Here is a 19,238-nt window from a genome sequence, read left to right as displayed (position 1 = left end):
GTATCATCATCGATCAGCTTACGAGTCATAGCGCGAACCAATTTCTAACTGCTCTTATTGAAGCTGCTGTGTTTTCCTGCAGGAAGCATATTTGCACATCATTCAAGAGTTAGAGAATCAAGATAACGATAAAATCGTACGGTCATTTATCCACGCTCATATAAACATCCTTTGTAAATACGCCGCCTTTAACTGTCGTAGCTGCTCAAGTTTAGCAGTTTGGACGGCGATTTGCTCGTCGAAGTTCTTGAAAAAGTCAATGATTCTGTTTTGTTCAGAAATTGTAGGTGCTAAAACGATTATCTTTAAAAAATCCCTTTCGTGTATGCGCCACTGTCCGTACATTATACCTTGTCGATAACGAATCATTTTATTAATGAAGTCTTTCCGTTTGGATAGTAATCCAACAAATAGACTCTCTGAATCGTTGCTTGAATAAAAAATGCTATATACGGGCGATATTACTGCCTTGCCTGTTCTATTAATACCAATAGACCCTGTTTCTAAGTTGTTTGAACTGTATATAAAGTCATTCAGTTCGGTTTTTTTATATTTTTTCCCATCACCTTTCACCAAAAAACTTCTGTCATACTGTTCCCCCTTGGGTACAACACCAACATTCCCAACGAACGACATCAATGGGTAATCTTCCGATTCCTCAATTTGCTCATTTCTTTCAGTAAGCATTTCTTCCAGCCGCCGCTCTTCCCAATTACCTGTAAATCCTGTGAATCTTACTCTTGGCATGACTTCATTGGCTGCCGGGAACATCTGCTGTAGAAATCCGTCCTTCAGCGTTACGAGCCCATCTAGCTTACGCTTATGCAGGGTGATGAGGTTGTCTAGTTGAGCAAAAAAGGTACCAATTCGGGATTGTTCTTCTAATAATGGAATAGAAATTTTTTGTTTTAAAACGGCATCCCGTGCAATCCCGGCTATTAAACCTCTAGCATCTTTTTTGATATTTTCTATTACTGAATTCAATAGGTAGTAATTGAATACTTTATCTAGATTAGGTAGATTTTTCAAAGCCATAAATTGCCTAGCAATATGTGCTTTATCTTGTGCCAATACAGCGATTGCTCCATAACCAGATCCCTTACAGACAAGCAAAACGTCACCCTTTTCTGCTAAACATCTAGGAACTGTTGTCCATCGGTTAACGATAGTCTCTTTCCCAACTATACAACTAGCCCCTGTCATATAAGGTATACCGTTACACGTATCGTTATATTCTGAAGGCGAAAAGTCCTGTCCCGACAATAAATCTATAACTTCGCCATACTCACGCTGTTCCCAAGCGTTAGTGAAGCGTTTAAATCGGATTTCGGGTACTAAATACTGATTGTTGTCCGTCATGATCACCACCACCTCACACAAAAATCCGCTTTGTAGCTTCGATTAACTCTTTCGTTTCGTCAGTCACAGCAAGCTCATCAAGCAAGGCTAAGAAATCCGTTTCTTTTTTCTTTATTTGTAAATTTAAGTCAGCCATTTCACGCCCAAGTGCTACAATGTCGATTTGTTCTTCTTCCTCAAAGGTATCTACATAGCGAGGAATGTTGAGATTGTAGTCATTCGCCACGATTTCATCAAAATTTGCTAAATGAGCATATTTCAAAATGCTTTCACGCTTTTTATAGGTATCCACAATTTTCAGAATATCTCGCTGACGTAAGGTGTTTTGATTCTTCTGTTTTTCATAATCATTAGAAGCATCGATGAAAAGCACATCACGACTTGCACGATTTTTCTTCAAAATAAGCACAACCGTCGGTATGCTTGTTCCATAGAATATATTAGCGGGCAAGCCAATTACAGCTTCTATTGCCCCCATTTCAAGAAGCACCTTGCGAATAACACCCTCGGCAGCACCACGAAACAGAACACCATGCGGCAGTACAATTCCCATCGTACCACTGTCTTTTAGGTGGTAATAGCCATGTAGCAAGAACGCAAAGTCGGCCTTGGATTTTGGTGCGAGTTTTCCATAGCGTTCAAAACGTGGGTCACTTAAAAACTTATCGGAAGCGCTCCAATTCGCAGAGTATGGAGGATTCATAACAACAGCATTGAAGAGGAAGGGCTCGGCTGTCGGCCAGTCTGCATCTAAAGTATCGCCATTATTGAGCCGCATTTGCTCACGGTCAACGTTGTGTAGAATCAGGTTCATTCGAGCAAGGTTGTAAGTGGTGGTGTTTAGCTCCTGTCCGTGAAAATACACCTTTTCGGGATTGCTTAGAAACTGGCGGATATTCAACATCAGCGAACCCGAACCCATAGCGGGGTCGTAAATATGAAATGGTGCTAGTTTCTCTTGCCCGATACTAACAATCTCTGAAATAATTTTCGAAACAGCTTGCGGGGTATAGAACTCTCCGGCTTTCTTGCCTGCTCCTGCGGCAAATTGAGCGATAAGGTATTCATAAGCATCCCCAATAACGTCACCTTTATGCCCAAACAAGTCTATCTCATCCAAAGTTTTTATAACTTCCATAATGGTTATACTTTTTTGCTGTGCGTGTGATCCGAGCTTCGTTGAGTTTAAGTCAACATCATCAAACAAGCCTTCAAAATTTTCGCCTTGACGAGAAAGTTCGATAAAGGCAGTCTGCAAATCATCTATTTGAAATTCATATTGTGATGCTTTATTACGGAGCATGAAAAACAGATATTGCGGCTCTATGAAATACCCGAGTTTGCGGCGCATCGTATTCTTTAATTCTTCGGCATCATCGTTAAACCAATCCATAAGCTCGGCAAATTGTATATCACGAGATGGGTATTCATCGGGCTTTCCGTTTGCTTCTTCGTACACAGCGCGTAACTCTAAATCGGAAAGATACTTATAGAAAACAAGACCGAGCAAATAGTTTTTATATTCGCTCGCATCCATTTTCCCTCTAAGAATATCGGCGCTTGCCCATAGTTGTTGCTCTAAATGACTCATATATTTACTTCCTTCCTATAGACAGATTATTTAAAAGTTGGTTGCAGACACAAACACTAATTTGTACTTACATTATTCGCAGACCAGTTGAATTTCTGTGCGGCACTTTTTAACTCTTCTTTCTGGGTTACATTATCTAACACGCTTGTGACTAATGTATACAGCGCCCCGAAATATTCAAGTGCATCTTCCTCACTTCCATCGCCATGTATTATTTCACTGAGTTGGCTGAAGAGCTTATATCTATTTGCCGAGAAAGACATTGGGATAATTGAGTGCTGCTCATCCACCTCTTTCAGTATGTCAGAAAAAGAGCGTCTGCTTCCATTCCCCCTATAAAGAGGAATGTTATTGGCATTTGCAATGCTGTAGGTTATAGATTCATATACCTTTCTTAGATAAATAATTGCACCTGAACCAAGTCCATCTCTGTGTGCTCGGTTTGCTTTTTCGAGCCATTCGCTAAACTCACCGTATCTCTCAGATTGTAATTTCACACGTTCGGTTAATTTTTCTCTAAAATGCAATATGCGTACTTTAGGTGACTGATACCGAATATCCTCTTCGGCTTCGACTAAAAACCAAGTATGGACAATTGAACCACAATTGCATTGCAAAATGCAATCAATGCTAATTACTTGTTTATTTACAATAATTCCTCGAAGCCCTTGCTCTTTATCAGAGTTAAAAGTGCGTAAGTCCTCACATTCTGTGCAGTAGTAGTTCAAAGATACTTGTCCAGCCTCTAAAATTATATGTTGCCCAATTAGCAGGGAGGTATCATCCTCAATTTCATCACTATATTCATAGTCTTCCCTTTCTTCTGGAAACCAGAACGTGTCAACTTGTTGGTAATCCTCCGCTGGCGGTTTTCTCAATAATTTACTCAAATCCATATCATCGCCACCCTAACATTCATCTTTTAGCGGTAGTAATTTTTCATCTAAAACAGTTTTCCAATACTGTTCTATAACGAGAAGACGCTTTCGGTATTTTTCGTTAAACATAGCTTCAAAATCTTCTTTGCTTAACCCTGATGCTTCGCTTATTACATTGATGAAAGGCACAACCCCGCTATTCGGGCGATATTCGTTAAAGCTGGTTTGCAGGTTAGCGACAGGCACTTTCAATATTTCAGCAGTATTCTGTAGTATATAATCAATCTCATCAGCGAAATAAGCCGTCCAATCCTTTGTCGGTCGATTGTTGTCAATGACGTCTAAGATGGCATTATATATTGCCTGAACGGATGCGGGCTTTGTATTAATCTCTTTCATAATATTTTCACGCAAATCATATTTCTCTGTTTTCTCCGAAGACTTCTGATATCTGTTCAGAAGCTGATTTATGTAGAAGCTATCAATGCGTTCTTCATGCACAGCCCTTTGTTCGCTCGTAAATTCGATGTCTTGGAGCAAGTTTTCCATCTCATCCCCAGTTTGATCCTCTAACTCGGTTCGAATTTCAGCTTTCAGATTTTCACAATGTCCCTTTTCTTCGGGAAGAACCTTCACAATATGTTCAAATTCCTCAAAATCTTCTTGATAATTCTCATAGCTTTTCATGGCTCTTTGGATTTTTTCAAGTTTTTGATAGGCTCTTACTTGTGCAATCTTGTTTTTTATATTATTTGGGTCGTCTTCCAGATCGTCTTTTGCTTGTTGAAGTTCCTCATGTGCCGTTAAAAATGCGGCTTTCACCTCAGCATATTCTTGTGGCACTAAGGCTTCCCAATTTTGCTGTTGGTTCGTAAAAAGTCGAATGGCATCCTCTACATTTTTTCGCATAGTAGCAGGTTTTCGGAACGATACCACGATGCCATGCTCTTTGCCAGGTGCAATACGATTTGTGCGTGAAAATGCCTGTAGCAGCTTTTGATATTTCAGTTCTCGGTCAACATACAAAGTCTGTATCGTAGGCGCGTCAAATCCTGTCAGCAGACGGTCAACTACAATAACCATATCAAGCCATTTTCCGTCCTTTTGATATTGAGCGTCTTTTCGTGCTAAACGGCTATTAATATTTTTGTTAAACTGATCGGTATCTGTGTAATTCGTACCAAATATAGTGTTGTATTCCTGCATAATGGCATTGACTTCTGCTTGCGCTTCGTTCATCTCACCTTGAGTTTCGCTAGTGGAATAAGTGATTGTCACTCTCGGAAAATCAGGGTCACGAAGCGTGTGGCGTTCATCTAACTCTCGCCCATTCAACAAAACTCCATTACTTCTCATTTCTTGTAGCTTGTGATAGATACGCTTAGCTTGAGCGATAGAGTGTGTTGTTAAAACAGCGCTCATAGTCGGATATCCATTTATCACCTTGAAACGCTCTATCACGGATTGGCGTTTGAATATTTTGTTAAGCATCGCTTCAATATAATCATCACGCTCAAATAACTCTCTGTACTGCAATTCCTCTTTTTCAATTTCCGTCATATCGGCAAGTTTTTTGATAGGATCAAGCTTGGGATATTTTTCTTTTACCGTTCTATACAAAAATTCTGCTTTGCTATCCTCATCCAATAGGCAATGGTACTCCACTTGGAAGTTCAATACGGAGTTATCATCCATAGCATTTTTCGTTGTATAGGCATGTAGTAAGTTGCCATACTGTTGTTGTGTCGTTCTCGCGAATGTTCCGTTTTCTTGTTTTTGGTTTTCCTCAAATATCGGCGTACCAGTCAAGCCAAACCATGTTGAGTTAGGCAGTAACTTTTTTATTTCTTTCATCTGCTCATCGCTGACTGCACGATGGCACTCATCCACCACAAAAACAATATGCTCGCTTTTCAACTTCTCGAATTTATTGTTTTCCGTTTCTTTAGCACCTCTGACAGCCGCACTCAATTTTTGAATGGTAGTAACAATAATGGTGTTGTTATTTTTTTTGCTTGATAGGCTATTGGTAAGTTGACGTTGATTATCAACACCAATGATAAGCGCATTATCTTTTACACTGCCCGATGCCAACCCTGTGTGGAACTCAGATGCAAATTTACTAAACTCATCTTTGGTTTGGCTGTCTAAATCTGTTCGATCAACAACCATAACAGTGCGGTCTACACCGCTGGATATCTGTGCTAAAAGTTTGGTTGCCACGAAACTTGTTATTGTTTTCCCTGAGCCCGTAGCGTGCCAGATAAAACCGCCCTCATGCTTCGCCGCTTGACCGATAATCTTTTGAATAGCGTGGACTTGATACGGTCTTAGAACCATTAAAAACTTTTGGCTTTTCTGATCGTCCACCAAAATAGTGAACTTGCTAATCAATTCGTGGGCAGAAGGAATACGCAAAACCTGCCTTGTGAAATCGTAAAGATTTTCGACAGGCTCATTATCCGACGTTCTCCAGTTGAACAGGAATTTTTTTGCAGATTCAAAGGCCTTAGAAGTGTTGGCTTCAGGACGTGCAAAGTATTTTGTAGATACTTTGTTACTAACTACGAAAATTTGGGTGGTCGCAAATATGCCATCAAAGAATCCAGCTTCTGCGTACCGTTGTATCTGCTCGAACGCTTGCATATAACCATCTTTGGCAGATTCAGCTTTTAATTCAACATGAATAATCGGCAAGCCATTTATCAATAGGGTTACATCGCCACGCATATCAACATTTGTATCTGGCTTAATTTGGTTTACAACTTCATAGCTTGAAATACCGCCAGCTATATCCTTATTGCTGAACAGCACAAGCGACACCCTACCACGTTTCACATCTTCTCGCTCAACATGAATGGAGGCAACACCATTTTCGCCTCGTAGCCATTGAAAAGCGTTAAAAGGAGTAGCAGTCAGTCTCATAAATTCAACCTTTAACTGTTCGAACTCTTTGTCTGTTAGCAGTACACCATCCAGTCGCGCCAAGTTAATACGATTGATATGTCTACGCAAATTATCCCAGAGAGCAGCTTCGGTCTTTATATCATCACGATATGTCCATTGGTTTTCCCGTCGAGTTAAGATTTCAATGAAACTCTTTTCTATTTGTGCTTCGTGGTTCATTGGTTAATCCTCCGTAATTAAGATTTTTCCTGACTTCTTCACCGGCAACAAGATTATCGAATAAGGAATAATAGTGCCATGCTCTATCGCTGTCCTCTCATGTTCTGTAAATTTGGGGGAATTACCCAAAATCAGAAAGTTGGGCTTATGGTATCTCAAAACTTTTAATATGTGGTAAAACAAGCTCCCTGACTTTTCATCTTAAAACCGTTTTGTTCAACATCCTTTGAAAACGGTTGACAAGGAAACCCCCACTTTTATTTTTCTTATATCCCCATTTGTCTCGATATCAATGTTTCGAGCGTGAAAAACGCATGTATGTCCTAGGCTACTTAAGGCTAGAGGAATGCCACCAAGCCTAGCAAACAAATCTATTAATCTCATATGTAATTCCCCCGTTTCTAAGAAGCTCGTTTCTGTCCAAAATATTGGGAGTAATTAAATTAAGACATAACCTCTCTATAATACGACTAGTGTACTACAATGAGAGCTAGATGTGGATATTTTGTTATGGGAAATGAAAATATATGGGATTTGATATCAAGAAAAAAGAGGTAGTACACCTTGCACTCCCCCTTCAGTTTTCTCATTATCGAACACACATCGATAAGTTAAGCGAACTTGCCACATCCCGTTTACGAACCATCAATATGACCGACTCCACATGTGTCGTGACTGGATTCGACTTGCATTATTGTCATCTGTATACAATACTTCAGTAGATCCTTCTCCTGCAATCACATGTCTCCAACCTGTCTACATTTTCAGCCATAATCAGAACCACCCGTCCAATGAACTGCACCTTCAATAGTTAGATAATGTCTATCTTTAAGGGATCACTTCAATAGCAGGTGGTTTTATGTTTCGCGCATTTCACGCACTCAACCGGCTAAAGCCTCAATAAAAACTCCCACCGACAATCATTCGGCGAGAGTTTTTGGCGACAATCTTGGAGACAATTCAAAAGAATTTTGGACTCAGAAAGTCATATGAGTTTTACCTAAATAGCGTAAAATCAACGTTTTTCAGTGTATAGAGTGTCGCTTGATTATTCCCACTCAATAGTTGCTGGTGGCTTGCTCGTTATATCATACACGATACGGTTAACGTGTTTTACTTCGTTTACGATACGTACAGAGATTTTCTCTAATACGTCCCAAGGGATACGTGCCCAGTCAGCTGTCATACCGTCAATAGATGTTACTGCACGGATACCTACTGTGTAATCGTAAGTACGCTCGTCACCCATAACGCCTACGCTACGCATACCAGGAAGCGCAGTGAAGTATTGCCAAACTTCGCGGTCTAATCCTGCTTTTATAATTTCTTCACGTAAAATTGCATCAGATTCACGAACGATTTCTAATTTCTCTTCTGTAATTTCACCTAATACACGAATACCAAGTCCTGGACCTGGGAACGGTTGACGCCATACGATTTCATCAGGAATTCCTAGTTCTGATCCTAATACACGTACTTCGTCTTTAAATAAAGTGTTTAAAGGCTCAATTAATTTGAACTGCATGTCTTCAGGAAGTCCACCAACATTATGATGAGATTTAATTGTTTGTGCAGTTGCTGTACCACTTTCAACAATGTCCGTGTAAAGTGTACCTTGCGCTAGGAAGTCCATTCCTTGTAATTTAGAAGCTTCATCATCAAATACGTAAATGAATTCATTACCGATGATTTTACGTTTTTGCTCTGGATCTTCTACACCTTTTAACTTGTTCATGAAGCGCTCTTGTGCATCCACTTTAATAACGTTCATATGGAAGCCTTCGCTAAATGTTTTCATAACACCTTCTGCTTCATCTTTACGAAGTAAACCGTGGTCCACGAAAATACATGTTAATTGGTCACCAATCGCCTTATGAATTAATACTGCTACAACAGAAGAGTCTACACCGCCGCTAAGTGCGCATAATACTTTTTTGTCTCCAACAGTTTCACGGATCTTCTCTAATTCTACTTCGATAAAGTTCTCCATGTTCCATCCTTCAGAACAACCACATACGCCGAATACGAAGTTTTTAATTAAATCGTTACCGTGCTCAGAGTGACGTACTTCTGGGTGGAATTGTACACCGTATAAGTTTTCCGCTTCATTGCTCATACCAGCAATTGGACAAGACTCACTTGTTGCATCTACTACGAATCCTTCAGGTAAACCAGTTACTAAGTCACCATGGCTCATCCATACAACTTGCTCTTCTGGAAGGCTCTCATATAATTTTGATTCGTTCTCTACTTTAAGAACAGCTTTTCCATACTCACGGTGGTTGGCACGTTCTACTTTACCACCGAAGTGTTGCGTCATAAGCTGCATACCGTAACAGATACCGAAAATCGGTAATCCTAGCTCAAAGATTTTTTCATCACAATGTAATGCACCTTCACCGTATACACTATTTGGTCCACCAGAGAAAATAATCCCTTTTGGATTCATTGCTTTAATTTCTTCTGCAGTAATTGTATGCGGATGAAGTTCACTGTATACACCGAACTCACGAATTCGACGTGCTATTAACTGATTGTACTGACTCCCAAAATCTAAAACGATAATTGTATCATGCTGCTTCTTCAAAATAATCACCCCAACGTTAGTTCTCGTATATAAATATTTTCACCAATTTGGCGAAAAGCATTACTAATATAATAAAAAAAGCCAGTCCTCCGCCTCTAGTCTCATAACAAAGAAAAGGCAGGGGTCTGGCTTTATAAAGAAAGATAGTCTCCGCTCTTTATAAATATAAGACACACTGCCTTCATAGTCAGGTTGTTTACGGTAACCCGGTAGAGACTCTCAAACCATATCATTGAGGATATATGAAGGATCGTTTTATATTATCTTCCTAGATTCTAACAATGAAGTATGAGTATGGTCAAGAGAGAAAGCGACAAAATTCTACAGAAATTATTTTCCTGCTCTCAAAAACATAAAAAAACATCCACTTCTATATAGAAGTGGATGTTTTTCGGGAGAACGGAATTACATCATTCCGCCCATACCGCCCATGCCCATGCCGCCCATGTCAGGCATTCCAGCAGCACCAGCTGGTTCTGGCTTGTCAGCAACTACAGCTTCAGTTGTTAAGAACATAGCTGCAACAGATGCTGCGTTTTGAAGTGCAGAACGAGTTACTTTAGCTGGATCTACGATACCAGTTTCAAGCATGTTAACCCACTCGCCAGTAGCTGCGTTGAAACCAACGCCTACTTTTTCGCCTTTTAGACGCTCTACAACTACAGATCCTTCTAGACCAGCGTTGATTGCGATTTGACGAACTGGCTCTTCTAGTGCACGAAGTACGATGTTGATACCTGTTGCTTCGTCGCCTTCAGCTACGATAGAAGCTACTTTCGTGTATACGTTCATAAGTGAAGTACCACCACCTGCAACGATACCTTCTTCTACTGCTGCACGAGTTGAGTTAAGTGCATCTTCAATGCGAAGTTTGCGCTCTTTTAACTCAGTTTCAGTTGCTGCACCTACTTTAATTACTGCTACGCCGCCCGCAAGTTTTGCAAGACGCTCTTGTAATTTTTCACGATCGAATTCAGAAGTAGTTTCTTCTAATTGCGCGCGGATTTGACCGATGCGAGCTTCGATTTGTTGTGAATTTCCAATACCTTCAACTACAGTTGTGTTTTCTTTCGTTACAACAATTTTACCAGCGCGTCCTAAAGATTCCACTGTAGCAGATTTTAAGTCACGTCCTAGTTCTTCAGTAATTACTTCGCCACCAGTTAAGATTGCGATATCTTCTAGCATTGCTTTACGACGGTCACCAAATCCAGGAGCTTTAACAGCTACTACATTGAATGTACCACGAAGTTTGTTCACTACTAATGTAGCTAAAGCTTCGCCTTCTACATCTTCAGCAATGATAAGAAGTGGTTTACCTTGTTGTACCACTTGCTCTAATACTGGTAAGATTTCTTGGATGTTAGAAATCTTCTTGTCAGTAATTAAGATATATGGGTTATCAAGAACCGCTTCCATTTTGTCAGAATCAGTAATCATGTAAGGAGATGCATATCCACGATCAAATTGCATACCTTCTACTACGTCTAATTCTGTTGTGAATCCTTTAGATTCTTCTAAAGTAATAACGCCGTCGTTACCAACGCGCTCCATTGCTTCAGCGATTAATTGACCTACTTCTTCGTCAGCCGAAGAAATAGCAGCTACTTGTGCGATAGAAGATTTACCTTCGATTGGTTTAGAAATCACTTTTAATTCTTCAATTGCAGCAGTAACAGCTTTTTCGATACCTTTACGAAGACCCATTGGGTTTGCACCAGCTGTTACGTTTTTAAGACCTTCACGAATCATAGCTTGCGCTAATACAGTTGCAGTTGTCGTTCCGTCACCAGCAACATCGTTTGTTTTGCTAGCAACTTCTGCTACTAATTTTGCACCCATGTTTTCGAATGCATCTTCTAATTCGATTTCTTTTGCGATTGTTACACCGTCATTTGTAATAAGTGGTGAACCGAATTTTTTCTCAAGTACAACGTTACGACCTTTTGGTCCAAGCGTTACTTTTACTGCGTTTGCAAGAGTGTCGACACCGCGAAGCATCGAACGACGTGCTTCTTCACTAAATTTAATATCTTTTGCCATAATAATTGACCCCCTTGGATTTTTAAAATGTATATAATTAACCGATAATTGCTAAAATGTCACTTTCACGTAAAATCAAGTAGTCTGTACCTTCGTATTTCACTTCAGTACCTGCATATTTTGAGAAGATGATAAGATCACCTGCTGCTACCTCTAAAGCAACACGCTCACCATTTTCAAGCACTCGGCCTGTACCTACTGCAATAACTTTACCCTCTTGTGGTTTTTCTTTTGCAGTTTCTGGTAATACAATACCACTTGCTGTTTTTTCTTCTGCTTGAACAAGTTCAATTACAACGCGATCACCTAATGGCTTTAGCATGAACAATAACCTCCTCATTTTGTTATGTAAATTTTATTTATTAGCACTCAAGTCACACGAGTGCTAACACACTTCTAATAATAAATAATCTCAATTTCTTTTGCAAGTAAAAAAATCATAATTTTTTCGCAAATTACTTTATGCACTTTCCTAGATAGGATTACTTCTTCTACTACCTTTACTATATGAATCGTTGTTCCCACTTCTTGTATGTTACAATGTGAAAGACACCCTAAGTTGTTTTCGCTAAACGTACAACTTTTTCCTGTCTCCTATTTTATTTTCAAATGCTAATTTACAAAAAAAACATAATTCAAATGAAAGTTTATATCGTAGGTAGCATATTTACATGTTATCCTACCTTATCTCATACACTAGCGTTAGAAAGGATGGTTAAACCATTTGAAAAAACAATATTGGTGGATTATCGTTACATACATTTTAATGCAGTTATCAGGCATTGCCGGGTTACCGCTTCTCCTGAAAACTGGACTATACGATAATAGGGGATTTACTAGAGAGGAAAAAATTCAGCTCATAACTGGTCATTGGGCTATCATTAGCTTTTTCATTGCATTATGCGTTGTACTTTGGTTACTCAGAACAGATATTCGTGACAGACATTTAGATAAAATGCGCTCTACTGTTCCAGCTACAATTGGGTGGATTTTTATTGGTTTCTTCTTAGCACTGTTCTCACAAAGCATTGCCGGTATGATTGAAATGCGTTTATTAGGGATTACACCGGGATCTGAAAATACAGCAAGACTTATGGACATCGCAAGAACGACACCTTGGTTCCTTATCGTCATATCTATAATAGGACCTATTTTGGAAGAAATCGTATTTAGAAAAATTTTATTCGGTACACTTTATAAGAAGTTTAACTTCTTTATTGCCGCTATCATTAGTTCACTTGTATTCGCGGCGATTCATTTTGATTTTACTCACTTATTGGTATACACTTCTATGGGGCTCGTATTCGCCTTTTTATACGTAAAAACGAAACGAATTATCGTTCCTATTGCAGCTCATGTTGCAATGAATACATTAGTTGCAGTTGCTCAAGTTGTAGTAAGTAATGAGCAAATTCAAGAAATGATTAAAGAAGCTGAAAAAATGCAAGGCTTTATCGGAGGATTTTTAGTATGAGAAACTCACCATTGTTCATGGCTGCATTGTACTTTCTTCTTGGATGTATCTTTACACGCTTCGCCATTACGAACGTAACAGATACAATCTGGAATATGTGGACAATACTATTTGCAGTTATGGCAACAATTGATTTTAATTTGGCACTACGCCTTATCTTAGTTAAATTCACAAAGAAAAAACAATAATAAAACGCAGAGGTCATCTCCTCTGCGTTTTATTGTGGATAATTCTTCAAAAAGTAAACAAGCGTTTGTAACTCTACAGCTAAATCAATGTGATGAATTCTTATATTCTCTGACACATTTAAGCGTGCTGGTGTGAAATTTAAAATACCATGCACGTCCGTTTCTGCCAATCTATCTGCCACAGATTGCGCTACTGTAGCGGGTACCGTTAATATCGCCACTTGTATATCAGTTGATAAACGTTCTTCTAATTCATCCAAATGATATACAGGAATTCCTCCGATTTCTGTTCCAACTTTCTCTTCACTAACATCAAACGCCATTTCAATTTTTGTATTATTGTTTTTCGTGAAATTATAATGTAAGAAAGCGGTCCCTAAATTACCTACTCCAATAAGTGCCACACGTGTTATATCATCTTGGTCGAGTGTTTCACGGAAAAATGATAATAAATAATTTACGTTATATCCATATCCTTTTTTCCCTAACGCTCCAAAATATGAAAAATCTCTTCGAATAGTTGCGGAATCAACCTTTACCGCTTCACTCAATTCGGCTGATGAAACACGTTGCTTACCAGAAAGAGATAAGTTTTGGATAAATCGATAGTATAGAGGCAATCGTTTGGCAGTGGCCTGTGGAATTTTTTGCTGATCCATATAACCCCTCCTCTCTTCCTATCTTTATTCATATACTTGAATCAAATACAAGAGTTTAGCACTCATGAATTTCCTTGTATAATAAAGAGAAGAAGTATTCTCTCTTTATTTTAAACTATACACTATTTTTAGTATGATTGAGAAATATAAACATGGCAAAGTTAAGAAATTATTTGAGGTGAAAACATTGATATTATTACAAGTGAATGGGCTTTCGAAATTATACGGTGCAGAAACGATTCTTGCAAACATAAAATTGGAAGTACAAGCAAAAGATCGTATCGCATTAGTCGGACGAAATGGAGCCGGAAAATCTACATTATTAAAAATAATAGCTGGCGAGTTATCTCATGATGGTGGTGAAATTATAAAGCCGAAAGATGTCTCAATGGGGTATTTAGCTCAAAATACCGGATTAGAAACGTCTTTAACAATTTGGGATGAAATGTTAACCGTCTTTACATATCTACAGCAGATGGAGACAAAACTTCGAAGGCTAGAGCAAGAGATGGGAAAAGAAGAAAACTTTTCAAATGCGGCTATATACGAGAAATTATTAGCTGATTATGACCAATTACAATTAGATTATAAAGATCAAGGCGGCTATCAGTATGAAGCGGATATACGCTCGATTTTAAGCGGTCTTGGCTTCCCAGTTGAAACGCATCAGACGACAATTTCTACATTAAGTGGTGGACAAAAGACTCGATTAGCTCTTGGGAAATTATTATTAACTAGACCAGACTTACTTATTTTAGACGAACCTACAAACCATTTGGACATTGAGACACTAACATGGCTTGAACAATATTTGCAAGGCTATCCTGGCGCGATTTTAATCGTTTCCCATGACCGTTATTTCTTAGATAAACTCGTTACACAAGTATACGAAATTTCTAATAAGGAAAGCCGACGATTTGTTGGTAACTACAGTAAATATTTAGACTCAAAATCAGCTCTATACGAGCAAGAGATGAAGCGTTATGAAAAACAACAAGATGAAATTTCTAAACTGGAAGACTTTGTGCAAAAAAATATAGCTCGTGCATCTACGACAAAACGTGCTCAAAGTCGCCGTAAACAATTAGACAGAATGGAAGTATTAACTAGACCATTAGGCGATTCTAAATCAGCTTCCTTCCACTTCGATATTGAAAAACAAAGTGGAAATGATGTTTTACAAGTGAAAGATGCAACTATTGGCTATTATCAGGAGCCGATTATTGAACATGTAAATATGCGCTTAACTCGCGGTGACAGCGTTGCCTTAGTTGGGCCGAACGGAATTGGAAAATCTACATTATTAAAATCCATTGTGAATAAGTTACAGCTATTACATGGAAACGTTGCTTTCGGGTCAAATGTATCTGTTGGTTATTATGATCAAGAACAAGCCAACTTAACATCTTCGAAGCGAGTTTTAAATGAACTATGGGATGAATATCCCCTGCAACCAGAAAAAGAAATTCGCACTATACTAGGCAACTTTTTATTCACAGGGGATGATGTACTAAAACCAGTATCTTCTCTTAGTGGTGGACAAAAGGCTCGACTAGCTCTTGCAAAACTTATGATGCAAAAATCCAATTTATTAATTCTCGATGAGCCAACAAACCATCTTGATTTAAATAGTAAAGAGATTTTGGAGAATGCTTTAATTGATTACCCAGGTACTCTTCTATTCGTCTCTCATGACCGCTACTTTATTAATCGCGTAACGACAACTGTTGTTGAGTTATCAACAGAAGGTGCACAAGAATATTTAGGTGATTACGATTATTACGTTGAAAAGAAAAATGAAATGATTGAACGTGCGGAATTTGAGCAACAAGAAGATGAAGTACCTGTTCAAAAAGTGGTGGCACAAGAAAAATTAAATTATCTCGAAGAAAAAGAACGTAAACAGTTAGAGCGTCAACGTACTCGAAAAATTGAAGAACTGGAACAAAATATCGTAGGCTTAGAAGAAGAAATTGCTACTTTAGAAGACCAGCTTTGCTTACCAGAAATATATGCAGATTATGAAAAGGCTAGTGAAATTACAACTAAAAAACAAACACTGCAAGAACAGCTTGAAGCTTGTATGGCAGAATGGGAAGAACTGCATATATAAGAGAATTTAAAAGAGGAGGATGTCTCATAAGTCGGGCTTTTTGACGAGATGACCTCCTTTTTATTTTCTTTTTTGGAATTAATACCATAGTAAATGAAATTATATAATCGATTCGACAAGGATTGACAATAGTAGTACCTTATATAATAAGTGGAGGATATTTCAAAATGTTTTTTGGACATCTCCTTGTTTTTTATTTCCCAAAAAAGAATTTCTTCAAAGGTCAGACTTCACCTATGTTATCCACAAGGTTATACACATATCCACCTTTATAATATAAACTCCCAAATAACTTTTCCACATTATCCACAGTCGCAAAAAAAATTATGCACATTTTATACACACAAAAAAACCCATATTATCAACAGATAATACGGGTTTTATCCACAAGCTGTGGTTAATTTTGTGTATAACTATGCTTCAATATCTAATCCTGGATTTGCATTTAAAGCTAATGTAGCGCGTTTTCCTTGTTCGTATGCAATTGTACCTGCAGCCGCAATCATCGCTGCATTATCTGTGCATAAAGATAGAGGAGGAATAATTAGCTCTATATTTTCTTTTTGTGCAAATTCTGCTGCTAAACGTGCACGAAGCCCTTTATTAGCAGCTACTCCACCAGCAAGGAGCACTTGTTTTACATTATAAGCATCTGCTGCACGAGACGCTTTCGTTACAAGTACATCTATTACACTTTCTTGGAAACTTGCTGCTAAATCTTCTGGTGCAATTTCTATACCGCGCTGTTTTGCGTTATGCACAGTGTTGATAACTGCCGATTTCAATCCACTAAAGCTGAAATCATACGAATCAGGTTCTAGCCACGCACGAGGCAAATCAATTGTTGGTTTTCCTTCATGCGCAAGGCGGTCAATATGAGGACCACCTGGATAAGGCATTGATAATGTACGAGCTACTTTATCGTAAGCTTCTCCTGCCGCATCATCTCGCGTTTCACCAATCACTTCAAATGAACCATGTTCTTTCATATAAACAAGCTCCGTATGCCCACCGGATACAACAAGCGATAGTAACGGGAATTGTACTTCTTTTACTAAACGGTTCGCATAAATATGACCAGCAATATGATGAACACCAACTAGAGGGATATCATGAGCAAAAGCCACAGCTTTCGCTGCATTTACACCTATTAAAAGTGCTCCGACTAAACCTGGGCCTTCTGTTACAGCAATTGCATCAATATCCTCAAAAGTGATATTCGCTTCTTTTAAAGCTTCTTCTAACACAACTGTGATTTCTTCTACATGATGACGGGATGCAATCTCTGGTACAACTCCGCCAAAACGCTTATGACTTTCAATTTGCGATGCAACGACATTCGCAATGATTTCCGTTCCATTTTTAACAACTGCTACAGCTGTTTCATCACAGCTTGTTTCAATACCAAGTATAATTGTATTTTTTTCCATTATATATTCACCCACATTACAAGACCATCTTCCTGATTGTCTGCATAGTATCGTTTACGAATCCCACCATTTTGAAATCCGTATTTTCTGTATAACTGCTTTGCTACTTCATTTGACACGCGTACTTCAAGTGTCATTGTTTTTACTCCTAACCCTTTCGCTTCGGAAATGACTTCTTTCAATAAGGCATCCCCTAGCTTTTGACCTCTGTATTCTGGTAGGATAGCTATATTTGTTACATGTGATTCATCAAGAATTATCCACAATCCACAATATCCAATTACGAGTTCATCTTTTTCTAGCACGACATAATGTGCATGTTCATTCATCTCTAATTCACGGTGAAAGGCATCTGTAGTCCAAGGGGTTGAAAAAGATGCTTCTTCAATAGCTACAATTTGAGCAATATCATTAAGTGCCATCTTTCTAAATATCATATCCATCTTCTGTAGGCCCCTATTGTTTTTGACTTTCTAACCATTTTGTTTCAGCTTCAGCTAAACGAAGATAGCTAGGAACAAACGTATGCACGTCTTGTTCTTCTTTTTGTAATCCTAAAAATGCTAATTCACTTGGTCTTGGGTTATTTTTAGTGAACGGAGCAAATACAGCTTGATCACCTAAATATTCTACAATTGTTTCTTTATGCAATTTAACATCGTTACCAATAAATAAAACAGGCTGTCCTTTATCTTTTAACATTTGCAACCAGTCAACAATAAGAATAATTCGGTCTTCTTCTATTGAAGTTATATGTTCTCCTTCATATGTATATAACCCCGTGTAAATTTGACCACGTCGGCCATCAAATAAAGGGCACAGTAGTCCCTTAAAATTAGCACCATTTGCAGCCACCACTTCTAAACTTGATACACCTACAATTGGTATTTGGAGTGACCAAGCTAATGTTTTTGCAGCTGTTACACCTATACGAACACCTGTATATGATCCTGGTCCAGCTGCTACAACAATTTTAGTCAATTCTTTCGGTTTTACACCGCATTCTTTTAACAGTTGCTCTACAGCTGGCATAAGACGTACAGAATGGTTTTTTGTTAAATTTGTAATGATTTCCCCAATCACGTTCCCTTCCTCAATAAGGGATACACCCATTACGTAATTTGAAGTATCAATTGCTAGTACTTTCATCTTGTAATAGCTCCTCACATAATCTAATATAGCGATTTCCAATTGGCTCGAGTACAATTTTTCTTGTATCATCTCCAGCATGGAATAAACTAATTTGTAACTTCTCATTCGGTAAATATGCTTCTATTAAATGAGCCCATTCTACTACTGTAATCCCCTCACCATAGAAATACTCATCAAATCCTAAATCTTCTTCACTTTCCGCTAAACGATACACATCCATATGATATAGCGGTAATCTTCCTTTATATTCTTTAATAATATTGAAGGTAGGACTATTTACGACTCTTTTCACTCCAAGACCTTTTGCTAGTCCTTTTGTAAAAGTCGTCTTGCCAGCTCCAAGATCACCTTCTAAAATAATTACATCTTGTGCCTTTACAAGTCCCCCTAATTTTTCTGATAATCGCTGGGTTTCTTCGGAAGATTTTGTTGTTATTTCATATTTACTCACAGACTTCACCTACTTTACTCACAATGTTCTCTGCTCTTTATTATACAGGTTTTAAATATATAAAAAAGTCCTTAGGAGTTTTCCTAAGGATAGTTTGACTGTCTTTATTAGTTTTTTGTTAAAACAAATAAAAAAATACGAAACAACTTGTTTCGTTCTTTTCTTTATATAAAATGGCGGTCCCGAC

At 38.3% G+C, this 19,238-nt stretch carries 15 protein-coding genes and 1 riboswitch; of the genes, 3 read left to right on the top strand and 12 right to left on the bottom strand.

Annotation, left to right across the window (positions count from 1 at the left end; all coding sequences use genetic code 11):
- Nucleotides 1-156 precede the first annotated feature (156 nt).
- From V7038_RS06655 to groES, 7 genes are all read right to left on the bottom strand, one after another.
- On the bottom strand, nt 157-1,359 hold the full coding sequence (locus V7038_RS06655) for a restriction endonuclease subunit S (protein ID WP_335469590.1): 1,203 nt from the start codon (nt 1,357-1,359) through the stop codon (nt 157-159).
- 13 nt (nt 1,360-1,372) lie between these two features.
- Nucleotides 1,373-2,950 (bottom strand): type I restriction-modification system subunit M, encoded by a 1,578-nt coding sequence (locus tag V7038_RS06650; protein WP_335469588.1) that lies wholly within the window; start codon nt 2,948-2,950, stop codon nt 1,373-1,375.
- A gap of 56 nt (nt 2,951-3,006) precedes the next feature.
- Nucleotides 3,007-3,846 (bottom strand): hypothetical protein, encoded by an 840-nt coding sequence (locus tag V7038_RS06645; RefSeq protein WP_335469586.1) that lies wholly within the window; start codon nt 3,844-3,846, stop codon nt 3,007-3,009.
- 12 nt (nt 3,847-3,858) lie between these two features.
- A complete protein-coding gene (locus V7038_RS06640) occupies nt 3,859-6,954 on the bottom strand; it encodes a type I restriction endonuclease subunit R (RefSeq protein WP_335469584.1) in 3,096 nt (1,031 codons plus the stop codon).
- A gap of 1,048 nt (nt 6,955-8,002) precedes the next feature.
- A complete protein-coding gene (gene guaA, locus V7038_RS06635; protein WP_438825104.1) occupies nt 8,003-9,541 on the bottom strand; it encodes a glutamine-hydrolyzing GMP synthase in 1,539 nt (512 codons plus the stop codon).
- A gap of 164 nt (nt 9,542-9,705) precedes the next feature.
- A riboswitch (purine riboswitch) is annotated at nt 9,706-9,807 on the bottom strand.
- A 139-nt stretch (nt 9,808-9,946) separates the two neighbouring features.
- Nucleotides 9,947-11,584, bottom strand: a complete 1,638-nt coding sequence (gene groL / locus V7038_RS06630; RefSeq protein WP_002113445.1) for a chaperonin GroEL — start codon at nt 11,582-11,584, stop codon at nt 9,947-9,949.
- Nucleotides 11,585-11,621: 37 nt separating this feature from the next.
- The gene (groES, locus tag V7038_RS06625) at nt 11,622-11,906 is read right to left on the bottom strand and encodes a co-chaperone GroES (protein ID WP_002009985.1); all 285 of its coding nucleotides are present in this window, start codon (nt 11,904-11,906) and stop codon (nt 11,622-11,624) included.
- Nucleotides 11,907-12,308: 402 nt separating this feature from the next.
- Between groES and V7038_RS06620 the strand changes: the two genes are divergently transcribed.
- Both V7038_RS06620 and V7038_RS06615 read left to right on the top strand, forming a co-directional pair.
- A complete protein-coding gene (locus tag V7038_RS06620) occupies nt 12,309-13,058 on the top strand; it encodes a CPBP family intramembrane glutamic endopeptidase (RefSeq protein ID WP_002113444.1) in 750 nt (249 codons plus the stop codon).
- Complete coding sequence (locus V7038_RS06615; RefSeq protein ID WP_001246201.1) at nt 13,055-13,246, top strand: YdiK family protein; 192 nt, start codon at nt 13,055-13,057, stop codon at nt 13,244-13,246. Before V7038_RS06620 ends, V7038_RS06615 begins: the two co-directional genes overlap by 4 nt.
- A 29-nt stretch (nt 13,247-13,275) precedes the next feature.
- Here V7038_RS06615 and V7038_RS06610 read toward each other — a convergent pair whose 3' ends face one another.
- Nucleotides 13,276-13,905 (bottom strand): redox-sensing transcriptional repressor Rex, encoded by a 630-nt coding sequence (locus V7038_RS06610; RefSeq protein WP_002113443.1) that lies wholly within the window; start codon nt 13,903-13,905, stop codon nt 13,276-13,278.
- Between the two features lie 187 nt (nt 13,906-14,092).
- On the opposite strand from V7038_RS06610, the gene V7038_RS06605 reads away from it, so the two are divergent.
- Entirely contained in the window at nt 14,093-16,018 is a 1,926-nt protein-coding gene (locus tag V7038_RS06605; RefSeq protein ID WP_335469579.1) for an ABC-F family ATP-binding cassette domain-containing protein, read from the top strand.
- 413 nt (nt 16,019-16,431) lie between these two features.
- On the opposite strand, the gene tsaD is transcribed toward V7038_RS06605, so the two are convergent.
- The 4 genes from tsaD to tsaE are packed head-to-tail and all read right to left on the bottom strand — an operon-like array spanning nt 16,432 to nt 19,051.
- Nucleotides 16,432-17,448 carry a tRNA (adenosine(37)-N6)-threonylcarbamoyltransferase complex transferase subunit TsaD gene (tsaD, locus tag V7038_RS06600; RefSeq protein WP_002009991.1) on the bottom strand — a complete coding sequence of 339 codons (1,017 nt, stop codon included), beginning with the start codon at nt 17,446-17,448 and terminating at the stop codon, nt 16,432-16,434.
- Nucleotides 17,448-17,891, bottom strand: coding sequence for a ribosomal protein S18-alanine N-acetyltransferase (gene rimI, locus V7038_RS06595; RefSeq protein WP_335469577.1), 444 nt, complete (start codon nt 17,889-17,891; stop codon nt 17,448-17,450). Before rimI ends, tsaD begins: the two co-directional genes overlap by 1 nt.
- Nucleotides 17,892-17,904: 13 nt before the next feature.
- Complete coding sequence (tsaB, locus tag V7038_RS06590; protein WP_335469576.1) at nt 17,905-18,597, bottom strand: tRNA (adenosine(37)-N6)-threonylcarbamoyltransferase complex dimerization subunit type 1 TsaB; 693 nt, start codon at nt 18,595-18,597, stop codon at nt 17,905-17,907.
- The gene (gene tsaE / locus V7038_RS06585; RefSeq protein WP_002113433.1) at nt 18,578-19,051 is read right to left on the bottom strand and encodes a tRNA (adenosine(37)-N6)-threonylcarbamoyltransferase complex ATPase subunit type 1 TsaE; all 474 of its coding nucleotides are present in this window, start codon (nt 19,049-19,051) and stop codon (nt 18,578-18,580) included. The genes tsaB and tsaE overlap by 20 nt, the downstream gene beginning before the upstream one ends.
- Between the last annotated feature and the right edge of the window lie 187 nt (nt 19,052-19,238).

It is taken from the genome of Bacillus sp. JJ783, assembly GCF_036963225.1.
GTDB lineage: Bacteria > Bacillota > Bacilli > Bacillales > Bacillaceae_G > Bacillus_A > Bacillus_A cereus_U.
This window is presented reverse-complemented; position numbering and strand designations above follow the sequence as displayed.

Coding starts and splice junctions, on each gene's coding strand:
- V7038_RS06655 (WP_335469590.1), bottom strand. CDS start 1,359: ATGACGGACAACAATCAGTATTTAGTACCCGAAATCCGATTTAAACGC.
- V7038_RS06650 (WP_335469588.1), bottom strand. CDS start 2,950: ATGAGTCATTTAGAGCAACAACTATGGGCAAGCGCCGATATTCTTAGA.
- V7038_RS06645 (WP_335469586.1), bottom strand. CDS start 3,846: ATGGATTTGAGTAAATTATTGAGAAAACCGCCAGCGGAGGATTACCAA.
- V7038_RS06640 (WP_335469584.1), bottom strand. CDS start 6,954: ATGAACCACGAAGCACAAATAGAAAAGAGTTTCATTGAAATCTTAACT.
- groL (WP_002113445.1), bottom strand. CDS start 11,584: ATGGCAAAAGATATTAAATTTAGTGAAGAAGCACGTCGTTCGATGCTT.
- groES (WP_002009985.1), bottom strand. CDS start 11,906: ATGCTAAAGCCATTAGGTGATCGCGTTGTAATTGAACTTGTTCAAGCA.
- V7038_RS06615 (WP_001246201.1), top strand. CDS start 13,055: ATGAGAAACTCACCATTGTTCATGGCTGCATTGTACTTTCTTCTTGGA.
- V7038_RS06610 (WP_002113443.1), bottom strand. CDS start 13,905: ATGGATCAGCAAAAAATTCCACAGGCCACTGCCAAACGATTGCCTCTA.
- tsaD (WP_002009991.1), bottom strand. CDS start 17,448: ATGGAAAAAAATACAATTATACTTGGTATTGAAACAAGCTGTGATGAA.
- rimI (WP_335469577.1), bottom strand. CDS start 17,891: ATGGATATGATATTTAGAAAGATGGCACTTAATGATATTGCTCAAATT.
- tsaB (WP_335469576.1), bottom strand. CDS start 18,597: ATGAAAGTACTAGCAATTGATACTTCAAATTACGTAATGGGTGTATCC.